The organism is Saprospira grandis str. Lewin, assembly GCF_000250635.1.
Classification (GTDB): domain Bacteria; phylum Bacteroidota; class Bacteroidia; order Chitinophagales; family Saprospiraceae; genus Saprospira; species Saprospira grandis.
This window is the reverse complement of record NC_016940.1, coordinates 2,339,475-2,355,434: the sequence shown is the minus strand read 5'-3', so window position 1 is coordinate 2,355,434 and position 15,960 is coordinate 2,339,475. Positions and strand designations below refer to the sequence as shown.

10 protein-coding genes and 1 tRNA gene are annotated in these 15,960 nt (G+C 46.4%); 1 reads left to right on the top strand and 10 read right to left on the bottom strand.

Going from position 1 to position 15,960, the window contains the following annotated elements; all coding sequences use genetic code 11:
• Positions 1 to 12 precede the first annotated feature (12 nt).
• Entirely contained in the window at positions 13 to 2,424 is a 2,412-nt protein-coding gene (locus SGRA_RS10500) for an alpha-ketoacid dehydrogenase subunit alpha/beta (RefSeq protein ID WP_015692657.1), read from the top strand.
• A gap of 309 nt (positions 2,425 to 2,733) precedes the next feature.
• On the opposite strand, the gene rpoC is transcribed toward SGRA_RS10500, so the two are convergent.
• The 10 genes from rpoC to tuf all read right to left on the bottom strand — a co-directional run bounded on the left by rpoC (position 2,734) and on the right by tuf (position 15,867).
• Entirely contained in the window at positions 2,734 to 6,996 is a 4,263-nt protein-coding gene (gene rpoC, locus SGRA_RS10495) for a DNA-directed RNA polymerase subunit beta' (protein ID WP_015692656.1), read from the bottom strand.
• A gap of 483 nt (positions 6,997 to 7,479) precedes the next feature.
• On the bottom strand, positions 7,480 to 11,310 hold the full coding sequence (gene rpoB / locus SGRA_RS10485) for a DNA-directed RNA polymerase subunit beta (protein WP_015692654.1): 3,831 nt from the start codon (positions 11,308 to 11,310) through the stop codon (positions 7,480 to 7,482).
• Positions 11,311 to 11,475: 165 nt separating this feature from the next.
• A complete protein-coding gene (gene rplL / locus SGRA_RS10480) occupies positions 11,476 to 11,850 on the bottom strand; it encodes a 50S ribosomal protein L7/L12 (RefSeq protein ID WP_015692653.1) in 375 nt (124 codons plus the stop codon).
• Positions 11,851 to 11,923: 73 nt separating this feature from the next.
• Complete coding sequence (gene rplJ, locus SGRA_RS10475) at positions 11,924 to 12,460, bottom strand: 50S ribosomal protein L10 (RefSeq protein WP_015692652.1); 537 nt, start codon at positions 12,458 to 12,460, stop codon at positions 11,924 to 11,926.
• A gap of 42 nt (positions 12,461 to 12,502) precedes the next feature.
• A complete protein-coding gene (gene rplA / locus SGRA_RS10470) occupies positions 12,503 to 13,195 on the bottom strand; it encodes a 50S ribosomal protein L1 (RefSeq protein ID WP_015692651.1) in 693 nt (230 codons plus the stop codon).
• A 73-nt stretch (positions 13,196 to 13,268) separates the two neighbouring features.
• The gene (rplK, locus tag SGRA_RS10465) at positions 13,269 to 13,727 is read right to left on the bottom strand and encodes a 50S ribosomal protein L11 (protein ID WP_015692650.1); all 459 of its coding nucleotides are present in this window, start codon (positions 13,725 to 13,727) and stop codon (positions 13,269 to 13,271) included.
• Between the two features lie 2 nt (positions 13,728 to 13,729).
• Positions 13,730 to 14,272 carry a transcription termination/antitermination protein NusG gene (gene nusG, locus SGRA_RS10460; RefSeq protein ID WP_015692649.1) on the bottom strand — a complete coding sequence of 181 codons (543 nt, stop codon included), beginning with the start codon at positions 14,270 to 14,272 and terminating at the stop codon, positions 13,730 to 13,732.
• Positions 14,273 to 14,329: 57 nt separating this feature from the next.
• Positions 14,330 to 14,524 (bottom strand): preprotein translocase subunit SecE, encoded by a 195-nt coding sequence (gene secE / locus SGRA_RS10455; RefSeq protein WP_015692648.1) that lies wholly within the window; start codon positions 14,522 to 14,524, stop codon positions 14,330 to 14,332.
• A gap of 24 nt (positions 14,525 to 14,548) precedes the next feature.
• A tRNA-Trp gene (locus SGRA_RS10450) sits at positions 14,549 to 14,621 on the bottom strand.
• Positions 14,622 to 14,679: 58 nt separating this feature from the next.
• The gene (tuf, locus tag SGRA_RS10445) at positions 14,680 to 15,867 is read right to left on the bottom strand and encodes an elongation factor Tu (RefSeq protein ID WP_015692647.1); all 1,188 of its coding nucleotides are present in this window, start codon (positions 15,865 to 15,867) and stop codon (positions 14,680 to 14,682) included.
• Positions 15,868 to 15,960 lie beyond the last annotated feature (93 nt).

Genomic DNA, 15,960 nt, shown 5'->3' with positions numbered 1-15,960 from the left:
AGACAACTATATATGACTGAAGTTCATTTGAAAACACCCCCTAGTAAGGAGTTTCTGCAAGAGGCCTTGCAAGATTTCCGACTGGCTTGCATGAGCCGCGAAGCCAGCCTTAACGGCCGCCGCGAAGTGCTGTCTGGTAAGGCTAAATTTGGTATTTTTGGTGCGGGCAAGGAGTTGGCCCAGTTGGCCATGGCCCGAGTTTTCCAGCAGGGAGACTTTCGTTCGGGTTATTACCGAGACCAAACCTTTGTATTAGCTACGGGTTTAGCAACGGTAGAGCAGCTTTATGCACAGCTCTATGCTGATCCGGAGAATGATCCTTTTTCTGCTGGTCGACAAATGAACTCGCATTTTGCTTCTCCATTAATTAATGCGCAGGGCGAATGGCTCAATCATACCACACTCAAAAATATTAGTGCCGATATTTCGCCTACGGGCGGCCAAATGGCTAGAGCCTTGGGCTTGGCCTTGGCTTCTAAGAAATATCGGGAATGCGCCGATCAGATTGGCGATTTGGCCAATAATTTCTCGGTCAATGGAAATGAGGTCAGCTTTTGTACTATTGGCGATGCCTCTACCTCTGAAGGTGTTTTTTGGGAAACCCTAAATGCGGCTGGCGTGCAGCAGCTTCCCTTAGCTGTTTTTGTTTGGGATGATGGCTATGGCATTTCGGTGCCTAGAGAGTACCAAACGACCAAAGGCAGCATTTCTGAGGCGCTCAAGGGCTTTCATCCCACAGAAGAGGGCCAAAATGGCGTTCGCATTGTAAAAGTAAAGGGCTGGGATTATTTAGGTATGCGCCAAGCTTTTGCCGAAGCAATTGCGCTTTGCCGAGAAGCACATAGCCCCTGCCTGATCCATGTAGAGGAATGTACGCAGCCCCAAGGGCACTCGACTTCGGGCTCTCATGAGCGCTATAAGGACGAGAATCGCCTCAATTGGGAAAAAGAGCAGGATGGTATCGAGAAACTACAAGCTTGGTTGATCGAGATGGGTGTAGCCACAGAAGAGGAGCTCAAAGCGATTCGCAAGGAGATCAAAAAGGAAGTGAAAGCCGCTATTCGCAAGGCTTGGAGCAACTTTAATGATCCTATTCAGCAAGAACTTAAGCAGACCCAAGAACTGCTGCGCCAAGCCGCCGCTTCTTCTGGCCAAAAGGCCCAAATAGAGGCCCTAGCGACTGCTTTGGGCTCGGCCTATAATCCCGTTCGCAAAGATATGTTGCAGGCTATGCGCAAGGCGCTCCGCCTAATGCGTGGTGAGCAATCTGCTGCAAAAAATAGCCTGGCTCAGGCTTTAGAGGAAAAAATGGCCCAGCAAAACGAACGCTATGCCTCTAAGCTCTATAGTGAAGGACCAAAATCAGCCCTCAAGCAAGCTGGCGTTCCCGCTCAATATGCCGAGGATGCTGAACTCAAAAGTGGCTATGAAATCCTTAATGCCTGCTTTGATTTGCACCTCCAAAATAATCCTCAATTCTTTGCTTTTGGCGAGGATGTGGGCCAAATTGGCGATGTGAACCAAGGTTTCATGAATATGCAGGAGAAGTATGGAGAAGCCCGCGTTTTTGATACGGGAATCCGTGAATGGACCATTATCGGCCAAGCTATCGGTATGGCCATGCGCGGCCTTCGCCCCTTAGCCGAAATCCAATATCTGGATTATCTCATTTATGCTATTTCGGCCCTTTCTGATGATTTGGCTACCCTCCAATATCGCTCCAATGGCCAGCAAAAAGCCCCCGCCATTATCCGTACTCGTGGCCACCGCCTAGAGGGAATCTGGCACTCGGGCTCTCCCATTGGTCTTTTGCTCAATAGCCTCAGAGGAATCTATATTCTTACGCCCCGCAATATGACGCAGGCCGCAGGTTTCTACAATACAATGCTCGATAGCGATGATCCCTGCCTAATGATCGAATGCCTTAATGGCTACCGCCTCAAGGAGAAAATGCCGAGCAATTTGGCCGAATTTAAACTGCCTTTGGGCGTTCCTGAGGTCCTTGAAGAAGGCCAAGATGTTACGCTGCTTACCTATGGTTCATCGGTCCGCATTGCCGAAGAAGCCATGGAGGAGCTCAAAGAAATGGGTATTTCAGTAGAGTTAATCGATGCCCAAACCTTACTGCCTTTCGATATCAACCATATGGTTGCCGAATCTGTAAAGAAAACGAACCGCCTGGTCATTCTAGATGAAGATCTGCCCGGCGGCGCTTCTGCTTATTTGTTGCAACAACTCATGGTGGAGCAAAAAGCATATTATCATCTCGACTCAGAGCCCCTGACCATTAGTGCCAAGGCGGTGCGCCCAGGCTATGGCTCCGATGCCGATTATAGCATTAAACCCTCTGCCGATGATGTGGTAGAGCAAATTTATGCCCTCATGCGCGAGGCTCGTCCCACAGACTTCCCGCCTATTTACTAGGGTAAAATACTTTAGGGCAAACAAATTCAGGAAGAGCGATAATAGGTCGTTCTTCCTGTTTTTATTTTGGGGCTGCCCCGCCCTGCGGGCGGGTCGGGCTGTGCCGCAGCTCGCAGGTCTGCTCGGCCCTGCAGGCTTTTTCGCTTCGCTTCAAAAGCCTTGGGTCTGGCCTTCGGCCACTGCTATCCATCCCTCAGCCGAGGCGCTGCGCGCCTTTGCGGCGGCTTCGCCGCCTGTCAAGCGCATAAAAAAAGGTCCACTCCTAAAAGAAGTGGACCCTTATATGGCGTCAAGTAGTCAGGATATTGCCTACTTTTCTTTTACGATCATATCGTCATAAATACGGAGACCCGTACCTGCAGGAATGCGTTTACCGACAATTACGTTCTCTTTCAAGCCCATGAGGTTATCGCTAGAAGCCGAAATAGCCGCCGTGCTCAACACCTTAGTGGTTTCTTGGAAAGATGCAGCTGAAATCCAGCTATCGGTACCCAAAGAAGATTTAGTAATCCCCTGCAATACAGGCTTAGAAGTCGCTGCAATAGAAGGACGAGCCGACATGATTTTCTTGTCGTCACGACGAAGGGCCGAGTTTTCTTCTCGCAATTGGCGCTCAGTAATGAACTGCCCAGCGAAATACTTGCTAGACTCTCCAGCATCTTCAATCAACAACTTATCATAGATACGGTCATTCTCTTCGAGGAAGTCAAACTTATTGACCGCCTCTTTTTCCAAGAACTTAGTATCTCCAGCATCCATAATTTGGACCTTACGCATCATTTGGCGAACGATTACCTCAATATGCTTATCGTTAATCGTAATACCCTGCGCACGATATACCTCTTGGATACCATTGAGCACATACTGTTGTACCGCTCCAGTTCCCATAATAGAGAGAATATCTTGTGGAGATGTCGCTCCGTTAGAGAGTTGTGTACCTGCACGAACAAAGTCACCTTCTTGTACAAGGATATGCTTAGATAGACCAATGAGGTAGCGACGTTTCTGACCATCTTTGGCCTCTACAATCACCTCACGGTTACCCCGCTTGATTCGTCCGTAGCTGACAATACCATCAATCTCGGCAACAACAGCAGGATTAGAAGGACGACGAGCCTCGAAAAGCTCTGTTACACGAGGGAGACCCCCGGTAATATCCTGAATCTTACCCATTGTACGAGGAATCTTCACTAGGGTGGTACCCTTGGTCACTTCCTGCTCGTCATTTACACTAATGTAAGCGCCCACAGGAATAGAGTAAGCACGAAGCACCTCGCCTTTGTTGTCTACTACCTTGATAGTAGGTACTTGTTTTTTATTCTTAGACTCTACAACTACCTTTTGTTCGAAACCAGTTTGTTCGTCACGCTCAATGCGGTAAGTAAAGCCTTCCTCAATGTTTTCAAATTCTAGTGTACCGTCAAATTCGGTAATAATTGAGGCGTTATAGGCATCCCATTCAGAGATTTTATCTCCTTTCTTGATTTCTTGGCCATCCTTCACAAAGAGAGAAGAACCATACATCAAGTGGGCGGTAGAAAGTACGCGGTTCGTCTTGTCGTCAATGATGCGAAGTTCACCAGTACGAGAAATTACGATATCGCGTTTTTCATCCTTCTCCTTATCGTAAAGTTCAACGGTGGTTACAGAGTCAAACTCTAGGCGACCGTCAAATTTAGAGCGGAGTTCAGATTCTTCTGCAGTATATGAAGCCACACCCCCTACGTGGAAGGTACGCAGTGTGAGCTGAGTACCAGGTTCACCAATAGATTGGGCGGCAATAATCCCCACGGCATCTCCTTGCTCAGAAGCGCGGCCTGTGGCGGTATTTTTACCGTAGCACATAGCGCAACAACCTCGGCGAGCTTCGCAGGTGAGTACCGAGCGAACTTCTACAGTTTCTACTTCTGCTTCTTCAATTTCCAGAGCCAATTCAGGAGTAATTACCTCTTCAGCCGAAGCGATCAACTCTTCTGTTTCCGGGTGGAAAATATCATAAAGCGGGAAGCGGCCTTCAATGCGCTCAGAAAGCGGTTGAACGATTTTATCGTTTTCTACCAAAGCGCTCACCTCAACACCGCGAAGTGTTCCACAGTCATAGATATTAACGACTACATCTTGGGCCACATCAACCAAACGACGAGTCAAGTAACCCGCATCCGCTGTTTTAAGGGCCGTATCCGCCAAACCTTTACGGGCACCGTGGGTAGAGATAAAGTACTCTAGTACCGATAGACCCGCTACAAAGTTTGAAAGAATGGGGTTTTCGATAATCGCCCCTCCAGTATCACCAGATTTACGAGGCTTGGCCATTAGACCACGAAGACCACAAAGCTGCTTAATCTGTTGTTTAGAACCACGAGCTCCAGAATCAAGCATCATGTATACTGAGTTAAACCCTTGCTTGTGTTCTGCCATCTCCTTCATCAAAGTGTTGGTGATGTAGTTATCCGCCTGGGTCCATTCATCAATGATCTGGTTATAGCGCTCGTTGTTGGTAATCAATCCCATGTTATAGTTATCCCAAATGCCATCTACTACTTCATGAGCAGCTTGTAGGCGTTCGGCACGAACAGTAGGCGTGATCAAATCGGGGAGGTTAAAAGACAAACCACCACGATAAGCCCAATAGAATCCCATATCCTTAATATCATCCAAGAACTTGGCGGCCGTAGGCACATCTGTTCTTTTCAAGATACCTGCAATTACGCGCTTAAGGTTCTTCTTAGAGAGGAGCTCATCCATATAGGGCAAGCTCTTGGGACGCACTTGGTTAAAGAGAACACGACCCGTTGTCGTTTCTGTAAGGCGGATAACCAAGTTACCGTTTTCATCCTCTACAGGAACACGAACTTTAATGATCGCATGTAGGTCCAAACGACCTTCATTGTAAGCAATAATCACCTCTTCTGGAGAATAGAATCGGCCGCCCTCCCCTTTTACGGGGTTTTCGGGAATATGCTTACGCTCTTTAGTAATATAATAGAGGCCCAAAACCATATCCTGAGAAGGTAGCGTAATCGGCGTACCGTTCTGAGGGTTGAGCATATTGTGTGCAGAAAGCATCAAAATTTGGGCTTCCAAAATGGCTTGATTGCTCAAAGGTACGTGTACCGCCATTTGGTCACCATCAAAATCCGCGTTAAATGCCGAACAAACGAGGGGGTGAAGCTGAATCGCTTTACCTTCAATAAGGGTAGGCTGGAACGACTGGATAGACAAACGGTGAAGTGTAGGAGCCCGGTTGAGGAGAACAGGATGCCCTTTGAGCACATTCTCCAAAATATCCCAAATGATAGGATCTTTACGATCAACCAGTTTCTTCGCTGATTTTACCGTTTTGACGATACCTCGCTCAATCAATTTGCGAATGACAAAAGGCTTGAAGAGCTCTGCGGCCATGTTTTTAGGCAAACCACACTCATGCAATTTGAGGGTAGGGCCTACTACAATAACCGAACGACCCGAGTAGTCAACACGCTTACCCAAAAGGTTCTGACGGAAACGTCCTTGCTTACCTTTGAGTACATCACTCAAAGACTTGAGGGCGCGACCACCTTCTGCCTTAACAGCATTAGACTTACGAGAGTTATCGAATAGTGAATCCACGGCCTCTTGCAACATCCGCTTTTCGTTGCGGAGAATTACCTCAGGCGCCTTGATTTCAAGTAGACGCTTTAGGCGGTTGTTACGGATGATCACACGACGATAAAGGTCATTGAGATCTGAAGAGGCAAAACGGCCACCATCTAGAGGTACTAGGGGGCGGAGTTCTGGTGGAATAACGGGAAGGTAATCAATCACCATCCACTCGGGACGGTTTTCAATATTTTTTTGGCCCTCACGGAAAGCCTCTACCACGCGAAGACGCTTAAGCGCTTCTGATTTACGTTGCTGAGAGTTTTCTGTGGCGGCTTTATGGCGAAGATCATAAGACAATTTCTCTAGATCTACACGAGAAAGAAGGTGGCGAACCCCTTCTGCACCCATTTTAGCGATGAACTTATTGGGATCATCATCGGGCAACATTTGGTTTTCGCGAGGAAGTGATTCGAGAATATCGAGATACTCTTCTTCAGTAAGAAGATCTCTTTGTTCACTACCTGTAATTCCTCTTTCGGCTACGGCACCGGGCTGGATCACCACATAGCGCTCATAGTAAATAATAGACTCTAGTTTCTTAGAAGAGAAACCGAGTAGGTAACCAATTTTATTGGGCAAAGACTTAAAGTACCAGATGTGTACCACAGGAACCACTAGGCGGATATGGCCCATACGTTCGCGGCGCACCTTCTTTTCGGTCACTTCAACTCCACAGCGGTCACAAACGATCCCCTTATAGCGAATGCGTTTATATTTTCCACAAAAACATTCATAATCCTTGACCGGGCCAAAGATACGTTCGCAGAAAAGGCCATCGCGCTCGGGTTTGTACGAGCGGTAGTTGATGGTTTCTGGCTTGAGGACTTCCCCGTAAGAGCGCTCCAAGATCAAATCTGGAGAGGCCAAACTGAGCGTGATGCTATCGAAGTCGTTTTTAATTTTGTTGGTACTATTTTTCTTAAATGGCATAAGAAGACAAATTTAGGCTGGCTGGGGGCCAGCAAGAGGCATTTAATAGGATAGGCTTTTATATTCTTTTGGGGCCTCCGCAGCGGCTACGCCTTGCGGCGCTATGTTGCGGGGCTCGCAGGTCTGCTCGGCCCTGCGCCGCCTTTGGCGGCTGGGTCTGGCCTTCGGCCACCCCTTCACAGCGCTAGGCCAAGGGGCGTTTGGCCCATTAGCTAGCTCTTGGCGAGAACAGTTGCAATTAAAAGAAGACAAAAGCAAGGCTCTGCTTTTTATGAGGAGGCCGAGCGAGGCGCAGCCGAGCTGGGCCGTTGTTTGGCCCTGGCCTAGCGATGCGCAGCAGTGCCGCGAAGCGGCAGACCGAGGCCGCAGGCCGAAGGGCCGAGCGAACAGCGAGCTGCGGAGCGTAGCGCCTGCCCGTCTTGGCCAAAGGCCAAGTTGGGCAGGAGGCCCCAAATAAAAAGCAGAGTGAACAAAAAGGAAGGCTTAGTCAAACTTGACTTCTAGGGCCAAACCTCTAAGTTCGTGTACCAGTACATTGAATGATTCCGGAATACCGGGAGTAGGTAAGTTATCGCCTTTAACGATCGTTTCGTAAGCTTTGGCGCGTCCGATAATATCGTCAGATTTGATCGTCAAGATTTCTTGTAGGATATGCGAGGCACCGAATGCTTCTAGGGCCCAAACCTCCATTTCACCAAAACGCTGACCACCAAACTGGGCTTTACCACCGAGGGGCTGCTGCGTAATGAGTGAGTAAGGACCGATAGAACGGGCGTGCATCTTATCGTCTACCATGTGAGAGAGTTTCAACATGTAGATCACCCCGACAGTTGCTTTTTGGTGGAAGCGGTCGCCAGTTTCTCCGTCATAGAGATAAGTTTCGCCATAGCTAGGCAAGCCAGCTTTTTGTACGTATTCCTCAATTTGGTGCACCTTAGCCTCATCGAATACGGGAGTAGCGAAAGTCATATTGAGTTTTTCGCCCGCCCAACCCAGAACAGTTTCAAAGATCTGTCCGAGGTTCATACGAGAGGGTACCCCTAGGGGGTTAAGGACGATGTCCATAGGTGTTCCATCTTCGAGGAAAGGCATATCTTCATCGCGAACGATGCGGGCCACAATACCTTTGTTACCGTGACGACCGGCCAACTTATCCCCTACTTTCAGCTTACGCTTTTTGGCCATATATACTTTGGCCAATTTGAGGACACCGGCGGGTAGTTCGTCACCGATATTGATGGCAAACTTCTTACGCTTATACACACTAATCTTTTTATTAAGCTTAATGGTATAATTGTGCAAGAGGGTGCGGACCTGTTTGTTTACGGTCTCGTCTTCTGTCCAGTTCGAGTAATCTACGGCGCTATAATCGATATCCTTAAGCGCTCTTTGAGTAAAGGGTGCACCTTGGGGGATAAGCAATTCGGCATAGATACTACGGACACCGGCAGAATTTTGGCCTTCGAGGACCTGCATCAACTTCTCGACGAGAACTTGAGTATGCTCTTTAATCTCTTGGCTATGCTCCTGCTCTAATTTATCGAGCATTTGCTTGTCTTTAGCCTTTTGGACCTTATCCTTTTTGGCGCGGACAAAAAGGCGAGAGCCAATGATCACCCCTTTAGCAGAGGGAGACATTTTGAGAGAGGCATCTTTTACATCTCCGGCCTTGTCGCCAAAAATTGCGCGGAGCAACTTTTCTTCTGGGGTAGGATCAGATTCGCCTTTGGGCGTAATTTTACCGATAATAATATCGCCATCGCGGACCCATGCGCCGGTGCGCACGATACCGTTTTCATCCAAGTCTTTAGTGGCCTCTTCAGAAACGTTGGGGATATCGTTGGTAAATTCTTCTTCACCTAGTTTAGTATCGCGGACATCTAATTCGAACTCCTCGATATGAAGAGAAGTAAAGATATCTTCACGGACTACACGTTGAGAAAGCACGATTGCATCCTCAAAGTTGTACCCTTTCCAGGGCATAAAGGCCACCTTAAGGTTTTGACCGAGGGCGAGTTCGCCATTATCGGTAGCATAACCTTCACAGAGGATTTTGCCTTTATGGACCTTTTCGCCTTTGCGGACGATAGGTTTGATATTGATACAAGTACTTTGGTTAGTTCTGCGGAACTTCACCAAGTTATAGGTTGTCAAATCGTCATCGAAAGAAGTGAGGCGTTGCTCATCGGTTCTATCGTATCGGATAACGATTTTGCGAGCATCTACATATTCGACCACACCAGATCCTTCTGCGTTGATTAGCATACGAGAATCTTGGGCTACTTTAGCTTCTAGGCCGGTACCCACGGTAGGGGCAGAAGGGCGAAGAAGGGGTACAGCTTGGCGCTGCATGTTAGAGCCCATGAGTGCACGGTTTGCATCATCATGAGAGAGGAAAGGAATCATAGAGGCAGAGACCCCTACAATTTGGTTAGGAGCGATATCGATGAATTCGATTTCGTCGTCAGAAGGATCGAGAACGGGAAAGTCGCCATGGTTACGGCACTTCACGCGATCGGTATCGAAAACGCCTTTTTTGCTAAGGGTGGTATTAGCCTGAGCGATCGTTTTAAAATCCTCTTCTTCTGCGGAGAGATAGACGGGATCATTTTTGAGATCGACCTTACCTCCTTTAGTTACGCTACGGTAGGGGGTTTCGATAAAGCCCATTTTATTAATCTTAGCGTGTACACAGAGTGTAGAGATAAGACCAATATTGGGACCTTCAGGAGTTTCGATAGTACAAAGGCGGCCATAGTGAGAATAGTGAACGTCACGCACCTCAAAGCCTGCTCTTTCTCTAGAGAGACCACCTGGACCGAGAGCAGAAATTCTACGTTTGTGTGTAATTTCTGAGAGCGGGTTAGTTTGGTCGAGGAACTGAGAAAGTTGGCTAGTACCAAAGAAAGAGTTGATCACAGAAGAGAGTGTTCTTGCGTTGATGAGGTCTACGGGAGTAAACACTTCATTATCGCGAACATTCATTCTTTCGCGGATCGTGCGGGCCATACGGGCTAGGCCTACGCCAAACTGGGCATAGAGTTGTTCGCCAACGGTACGGACACGGCGGTTGCTGAGGTGGTCGATATCATCGATCTCAGCTTTTTGGTTAATCAATTTGACTAGATACTTAACGATAGCGATAATATCCTCTTTAGTAAGGACAGAAGTATCGTTACTTTCGTCGAGTTCTAGTTTGCGGTTAATTTTATATCGGCCGACTTCACCGAGGCTATAGCGCTTATCGGAGAAGAAGAGTTTATCGATAATACCGCGAGCGGTTTCGTCATCGGGTGGATCAGATCCACGCAATTGGCGATAGATATGTTGAACGGCTTCGATTTCAGAGTTAGAAGTATCCTTTTGGAGTGTATTGTAGATAATGCTATAATCATCTTCTACATTTTCTCTTTGGAGGATCACCTTATCTACTCCGATATCGATCACCTCTTGAATATTATCTTCATCAAGGATTACGTCACGTTCGAGGATCACCTCATTACGTTCGATAGACACCACCTCACCGGTATCCTCATCGACAAAGTCCTCTACCCAAGAGCGGAGAACGCGGGCGGCGAGTTTACGGCCTAGGTGTTGTTCAAGGGCTTCCTGCGTAGCTTCCACTTCATCGGCGAGGCCGAATAGGCCAAGGATATCGCGGTCTCCGTCGTATCCGATGGCACGGAGGAGCGTAGTAACGGGAAACTTCTTTTTGCGGTCGATGTAGGCATACATCACCGAGTTAATATCGGTAGCAAACTCCATCCAAGCTCCTTTGAAAGGGATAACACGGGCAGAGTAGATTTTGGTACCGTTAGGGTGGCGGCTTTGGCCAAAAAATACACCGGGAGAGCGGTGCAGTTGAGAAACGATTACACGTTCGGCGCCATTGATTACGAATGTACCTTTAGGCGTCATATAAGGGATATTGCCTAAGAATACATCTTGTACAGTTTGCTCAAAGTCGACATGCTCTTCATCATTACAAGACAGGCGAAGTTTTGCTTTGAGTGGGACGCTATAGGTAAGCCCTCTCTCCATACATTCATCGATAGTATAGCGAGGAGGGTCGATAAAATAGTTAAGGAATTCCAGGACAAAGATGTTGCGGGCATCAGTGATTGGAAAATTTTCTTGGAACACCTGATAGAGTCCCTCATTGAAGCGACTTTCAGGGGTGGTCTCTAACTGAAAAAACTCCTCAAAAGACTTAACTTGAATTTCGAGAAAATCCGGATAGTGGTTATCGTGTTGGATTTTACCGAAACTAAAGCGTTCTGGTCTTTTGGGAGTAAGAGTTGTACTTTTTGCCATTTAGCCTTTTAAATTTAGGTCGACTACTTATTGTCTGATTGTGAGCAAAGTAGCAAGATTTATAGAAGGTAGTATAATAGCTGAATAGGCTTAGTTACAGCAAGCTGTAACTAAGCCTTAGATATAGATACGAGCGCATGCTAATTATGCGAACGCAGTATGTACTTACTTCACTTCTACTTCAGCACCGGCGCCTTCTAGTTCAGCCTTAATTTGCTCAGCTTCTTCTTTAGAAACTTTTTCTTTGACAGGAGCGGGAGCGCTGTCAACCATAGCTTTAGCTTCTTTTAGGCCTACACCGAGAAGAGTTTTAACAGCCTTAACTACTTGTAGTTTAGCTGCACCAGCAGACTTAAGGATTACGTCAAATTCAGTTTGCTCAGCAGCAGCAGCGTCGCCACCAGCAGCGGGGCCAGCAACAGCAACAGCGGCAGCAGCGGGTTCGATACCATACTCATCCTTAAGGATGTCAGCCAAGTCTTTTACTTCTTTAACGGTTAGGTTAACTAGTTGTTCTGCTAGTTGATTTAGATCAGCCATTTTATTAGCTTTTAGAGATTGTTGTTAAAAGGAATGTTGGATATATGGGTGATGTTGGTGGAAGCCAAAATCTTTAGGCAGACTCACGCTCTTCGAGCGCTTTGAGGAGTCCTGTGATGGTATTGCCTCCAGATTGGAGAGCGCCCATAACATTTTTGATAGGAGATTCGAGTAGACCGATGATCTCGCCAAGAAGTTCTTCCTTAGATTTGATCTGAGTGAGAGCTTCTACTTGATCGTCTCCGATATATACTGAAGAGTCGATAAAAGCGGCTTTAAGTAGCGGCTTATCATTCTCTTTGCGGAACTCTTTGATGAGTTTAGCGGGAACGTTTCCAGTCTCAGTAAACATCACAGCAGAGAAGCCTTTTAGGGCTGAATAGATCTCTGTGTAGTCTTCTTCGTTGGCGTCGGCGGCACGTTCGAGTGCTTTACGGATGAGGGTATTTTTGACTACCTTCATTTCGATATCGCTTTCGAAGCACTTACGACGGAGCTGATTTGTTTTTTCAACAGTTAGCTCAGAAGTATCTGTGATATAGAAATACTTAGAATCTTGGAATTGGCTAGCTAGCTCTTCGATCACCGCAGTTTTCTGTTCGCGTGTCATTATATTGCTATTTTAAAGACCTTACCAATAGTTGAATTTAAATTATCGAGCCGTTTTGGGGTCGATTTTGATACCGGGGCTCATAGTAGAGGCCACAGTAATGCTTTTGAAGTAAATACCTTTAGCAGAAGAGGGCTTCATGCGAGAAAGGGTTTCGATTACTTCTTGGGCATTTTCTACAAGTTGATTGGGTTGGAACTGTACGCGTCCTACAGAAGTATGAACGATACCGTACTTATCTACCCGGAAGGAGGTCTTTCCTTTTTTAATTTCGCGAACAGCATCACCAACATTGGGTGTTACAGTTCCTGTTTTAGGGTTAGGCATGAGGCCACGGGGACCTAGAACACGACCTAAACGACCTACTTGAGCCATTACACTAGGCATTGCCACTACTACATCAACATCGGTCCAACCTTCTTGGATTTTAGTGATGTATTCCTGTAAACCAGCGTAGTCTGCGCCCGCCTCTTTAGCCTCCTGTTCTTTATCAGGTGTACAGAAAACAAGAACCTTCTTTTCTTTACCTGTACCGTTAGGGAGAGAGATGGTACCTCGTAGATTCTGATCAGCTTTACGGGGGTCTACCCCTAGTCTGATGTGCAAATCTACAGAAGCGTTAAACTTCGCATAGTTCACTTCTTGGAGAAGTGTCATTGCTTCCTCTAGTGTGTACAATTTCTCGGCATCAACTTTTTTAAGCGCTTCGGCTTTTTTCTTACTCAATCGAGCCATTTGATAAATTGTGTTTGAATAGTTATCTCTATTTAGAGGTTCAAATAGAGACTTAAATAATTTTGTTTACTGCTTACGCCTGAGCCTCTTCCCAGGGTGCGGTGCCTTCTACGGTAAGACCCATAGAGCGAGCAGTACCTGCGACCATGCGCATGCCTGATTCTACTGTGAAGCAGTTAAGGTCAGCCATTTTGTCTTCTGCGATTGCGCGGACTTGGTCCCATGTTACAGATCCAACTTTCACCAAGTTGGGCTGTGAAGAACCGGGCTTACCCTTAAGGCCAGCGGCCTCTTTTAGCTGAACAGCAGCAGGGGCTGTTTTAATTACAAATGTAAAGGACTTGTCTTTAAAGACTGTGATAATCACAGGACAAACTTGGCCCATTTTATCTTGGGTTTCTGCATTAAAACGCTTGCAGAATTCCATGATGTTCACCCCTTTGGCACCTAGAGCGGGACCTACGGGAGGAGCTGGGTTGGCTTGTCCGCCTTTCACCTGCAATTTAATGAGGGTTTCGACTTCTTTCGCCATTATTAAGATTGTTTTTCAACTTGCATAAAATTCAATTCAACTTCTGTTCCTCGGCCAAAGACTTTGATAATTAGCTTTAGCTTTTTCTTCTCTTCATTTACCTCTTGGATAGTTCCGATAAAGTTTTGGAAGGGGCCTTCAATCACCTTGACATCCTCTCCAACAATAAATGGATCGGCTAGTGATTCGCCTTCTTCCTCTGAAGAGTCAACCTGAGAAAGCATTCGTTTTACTTCATGCTCTTTCATGGGCTCTGGATTATCTCGGCCCAAAAAATGAATAACATCCTTGCTATTAGCAATAGCTTGGATGATTTCAATAGTAAAACGATGTGGATCCGCTTCTACCATAATGTAACCTGGCGTAAGGGTACGCTCTTGGATTACCTTTTTTCCGTTGCGGATCTTATAAATTTTTTCAGTGGGAACAATGATGTGGGGAACAATCTCCCTCCAATTAGAACGTTCAATATGCGCATCTAGGCGCTCTTTGATTTTTCGTTCTTTATTTGAAATTACTCTAAGGCAATACCAATTTGTAGACATGACAGCTTTAATTCTCTTGATTTGTAGTCGTAGCGTTTCCTAAGGAGAAATCTAAGCTTAGCCACCGAGGCTATAGAAGACTTCCAGAACAAAAACTACAAGTTTGTCCATACCATATAATAGCAATGCCAAAAGAATGGAGGCAACAATTACTACCACAGTGGTTTGCTCTAACTCGTTCCATGCGGGCCAAGTCACCTTATGCTTCAGCTCATTGTAACTGTCGCGGAAATATTGTACGATATCATTCATTTTGCCTCCTGTTTAAGGATTTTGCACGGGCGGAGGGACTCGAACCCCCAACCTGCGGTTTTGGAGACCGCTGCTCTACCAATTGAGCCACACCCGTGTATAAAAGTTGGGTGCTAAGAAAGCACCCAACTCTGTATATTCAAAGTAAGAATTTCTTACTCGATGATTTCAGTTACCTGACCAGCTCCTACGGTACGTCCACCTTCGCGGATAGCGAAACGAAGACCTTTTTCCATAGCGATGGGGGCAATCAACTCAACAGTTAGTGTCAAGTTATCACCAGGCATTACCATTTCTACGTTCTCAGGAAGAGAGATAGATCCAGTAACATCAGTGGTACGGAAGTAGAACTGAGGGCGGTATCCGTTGAAGAAAGGCTTGTGACGTCCACCTTCGTCCTTAGATAGTACGTATACTTCGCACTTGAACTTAGTGTGAGGAGTTACAGAACCAGGCTTACAGATAACCATACCACGCTTAAGCGCTTTCTTATCTACACCACGGAGAAGGATACCAGCGTTGTCACCAGCTTCACCACGATCTAGAATTTTACGGAACATCTCTACTCCAGTTACAGTAGAAGTCAATTTCTCTTCTTGTAGACCGATGATCTCAACAGCTTCACCAACGTTTACTACACCGCGCTCAATACGACCAGTAGCAACAGTACCGCGACCTGTGATAGAGAATACATCCTCGATAGGCATCAAGAAAGGCTTATCTACAGCACGCTCGGGCTCAGGAATTTCAGCATCAACAGCAGCCATCAAAGATTCGATAGCAGCAACGCCTTCAGCATCACCTTCTAGAGCTTTCAAAGCAGAACCTTGAATAACAGAAATGTTATCGCCATCAAACTCGTAAGAGCTCAACAATTCGCGAACTTCCATCTCTACCAATTCTAGCATTTCTTCATCGTCAACAAGGTCAACCTTGTTCATGAAAACTACAATCTGAGGTACACCTACCTGACGAGCCAACAAGATGTGCTCGCGAGTTTGAGGCATAGGACCATCAGTAGCAGCTACTACTAGGATAGCACCGTCCATTTGGGCAGCACCAGTAACCATGTTCTTCACATAGTCGGCGTGACCGGGACAGTCTACGTGAGCGTAGTGACGGTTGTCTGTTTCATACTCTACGTGAGCAGTGTTAATAGTAATACCACGCTCTTTTTCCTCAGGAGCTGAGTCAATAGAAGAGTAGTCTTTCTTTTCTGCAGTACCTTTGTCAGACAAAACAGTGGTAATTGCAGCAGTAAGAGTAGTTTTACCGTGATCCACGTGCCCGATAGTACCAATATTCACGTGGGGCTTGGTGCGCTGAAACGTATCCTTAGCCATTGTTTAAATAGGTGTTAAATGATTTTATAAATATATAACTTACTCGTAAACTCGGCTATGCTAAACTAATTGCAACTAACCGCGTTACTTACA

Excerpts from the sequence above, each read along its gene's own strand:
- rpoC (WP_015692656.1), bottom strand. The coding sequence starts at position 6,996 with ATGCCATTTAAGAAAAATAGTACCAACAAAATTAAAAACGACTTCGAT.
- SGRA_RS10500 (WP_015692657.1), top strand. The coding sequence starts at position 13 with ATGACTGAAGTTCATTTGAAAACACCCCCTAGTAAGGAGTTTCTGCAA.
- secE (WP_015692648.1), bottom strand. The coding sequence starts at position 14,524 with ATGAATGATATCGTACAATATTTCCGCGACAGTTACAATGAGCTGAAG.
- tuf (WP_015692647.1), bottom strand. The coding sequence starts at position 15,867 with ATGGCTAAGGATACGTTTCAGCGCACCAAGCCCCACGTGAATATTGGT.
- rplK (WP_015692650.1), bottom strand. The coding sequence starts at position 13,727 with ATGGCGAAAGAAGTCGAAACCCTCATTAAATTGCAGGTGAAAGGCGGA.
- rplJ (WP_015692652.1), bottom strand. The coding sequence starts at position 12,460 with ATGACACGCGAACAGAAAACTGCGGTGATCGAAGAGCTAGCTAGCCAA.
- rpoB (WP_015692654.1), bottom strand. The coding sequence starts at position 11,310 with ATGGCAAAAAGTACAACTCTTACTCCCAAAAGACCAGAACGCTTTAGT.
- nusG (WP_015692649.1), bottom strand. The coding sequence starts at position 14,272 with ATGTCTACAAATTGGTATTGCCTTAGAGTAATTTCAAATAAAGAACGA.
- rplA (WP_015692651.1), bottom strand. The coding sequence starts at position 13,195 with ATGGCTCGATTGAGTAAGAAAAAAGCCGAAGCGCTTAAAAAAGTTGAT.
- rplL (WP_015692653.1), bottom strand. The coding sequence starts at position 11,850 with ATGGCTGATCTAAATCAACTAGCAGAACAACTAGTTAACCTAACCGTT.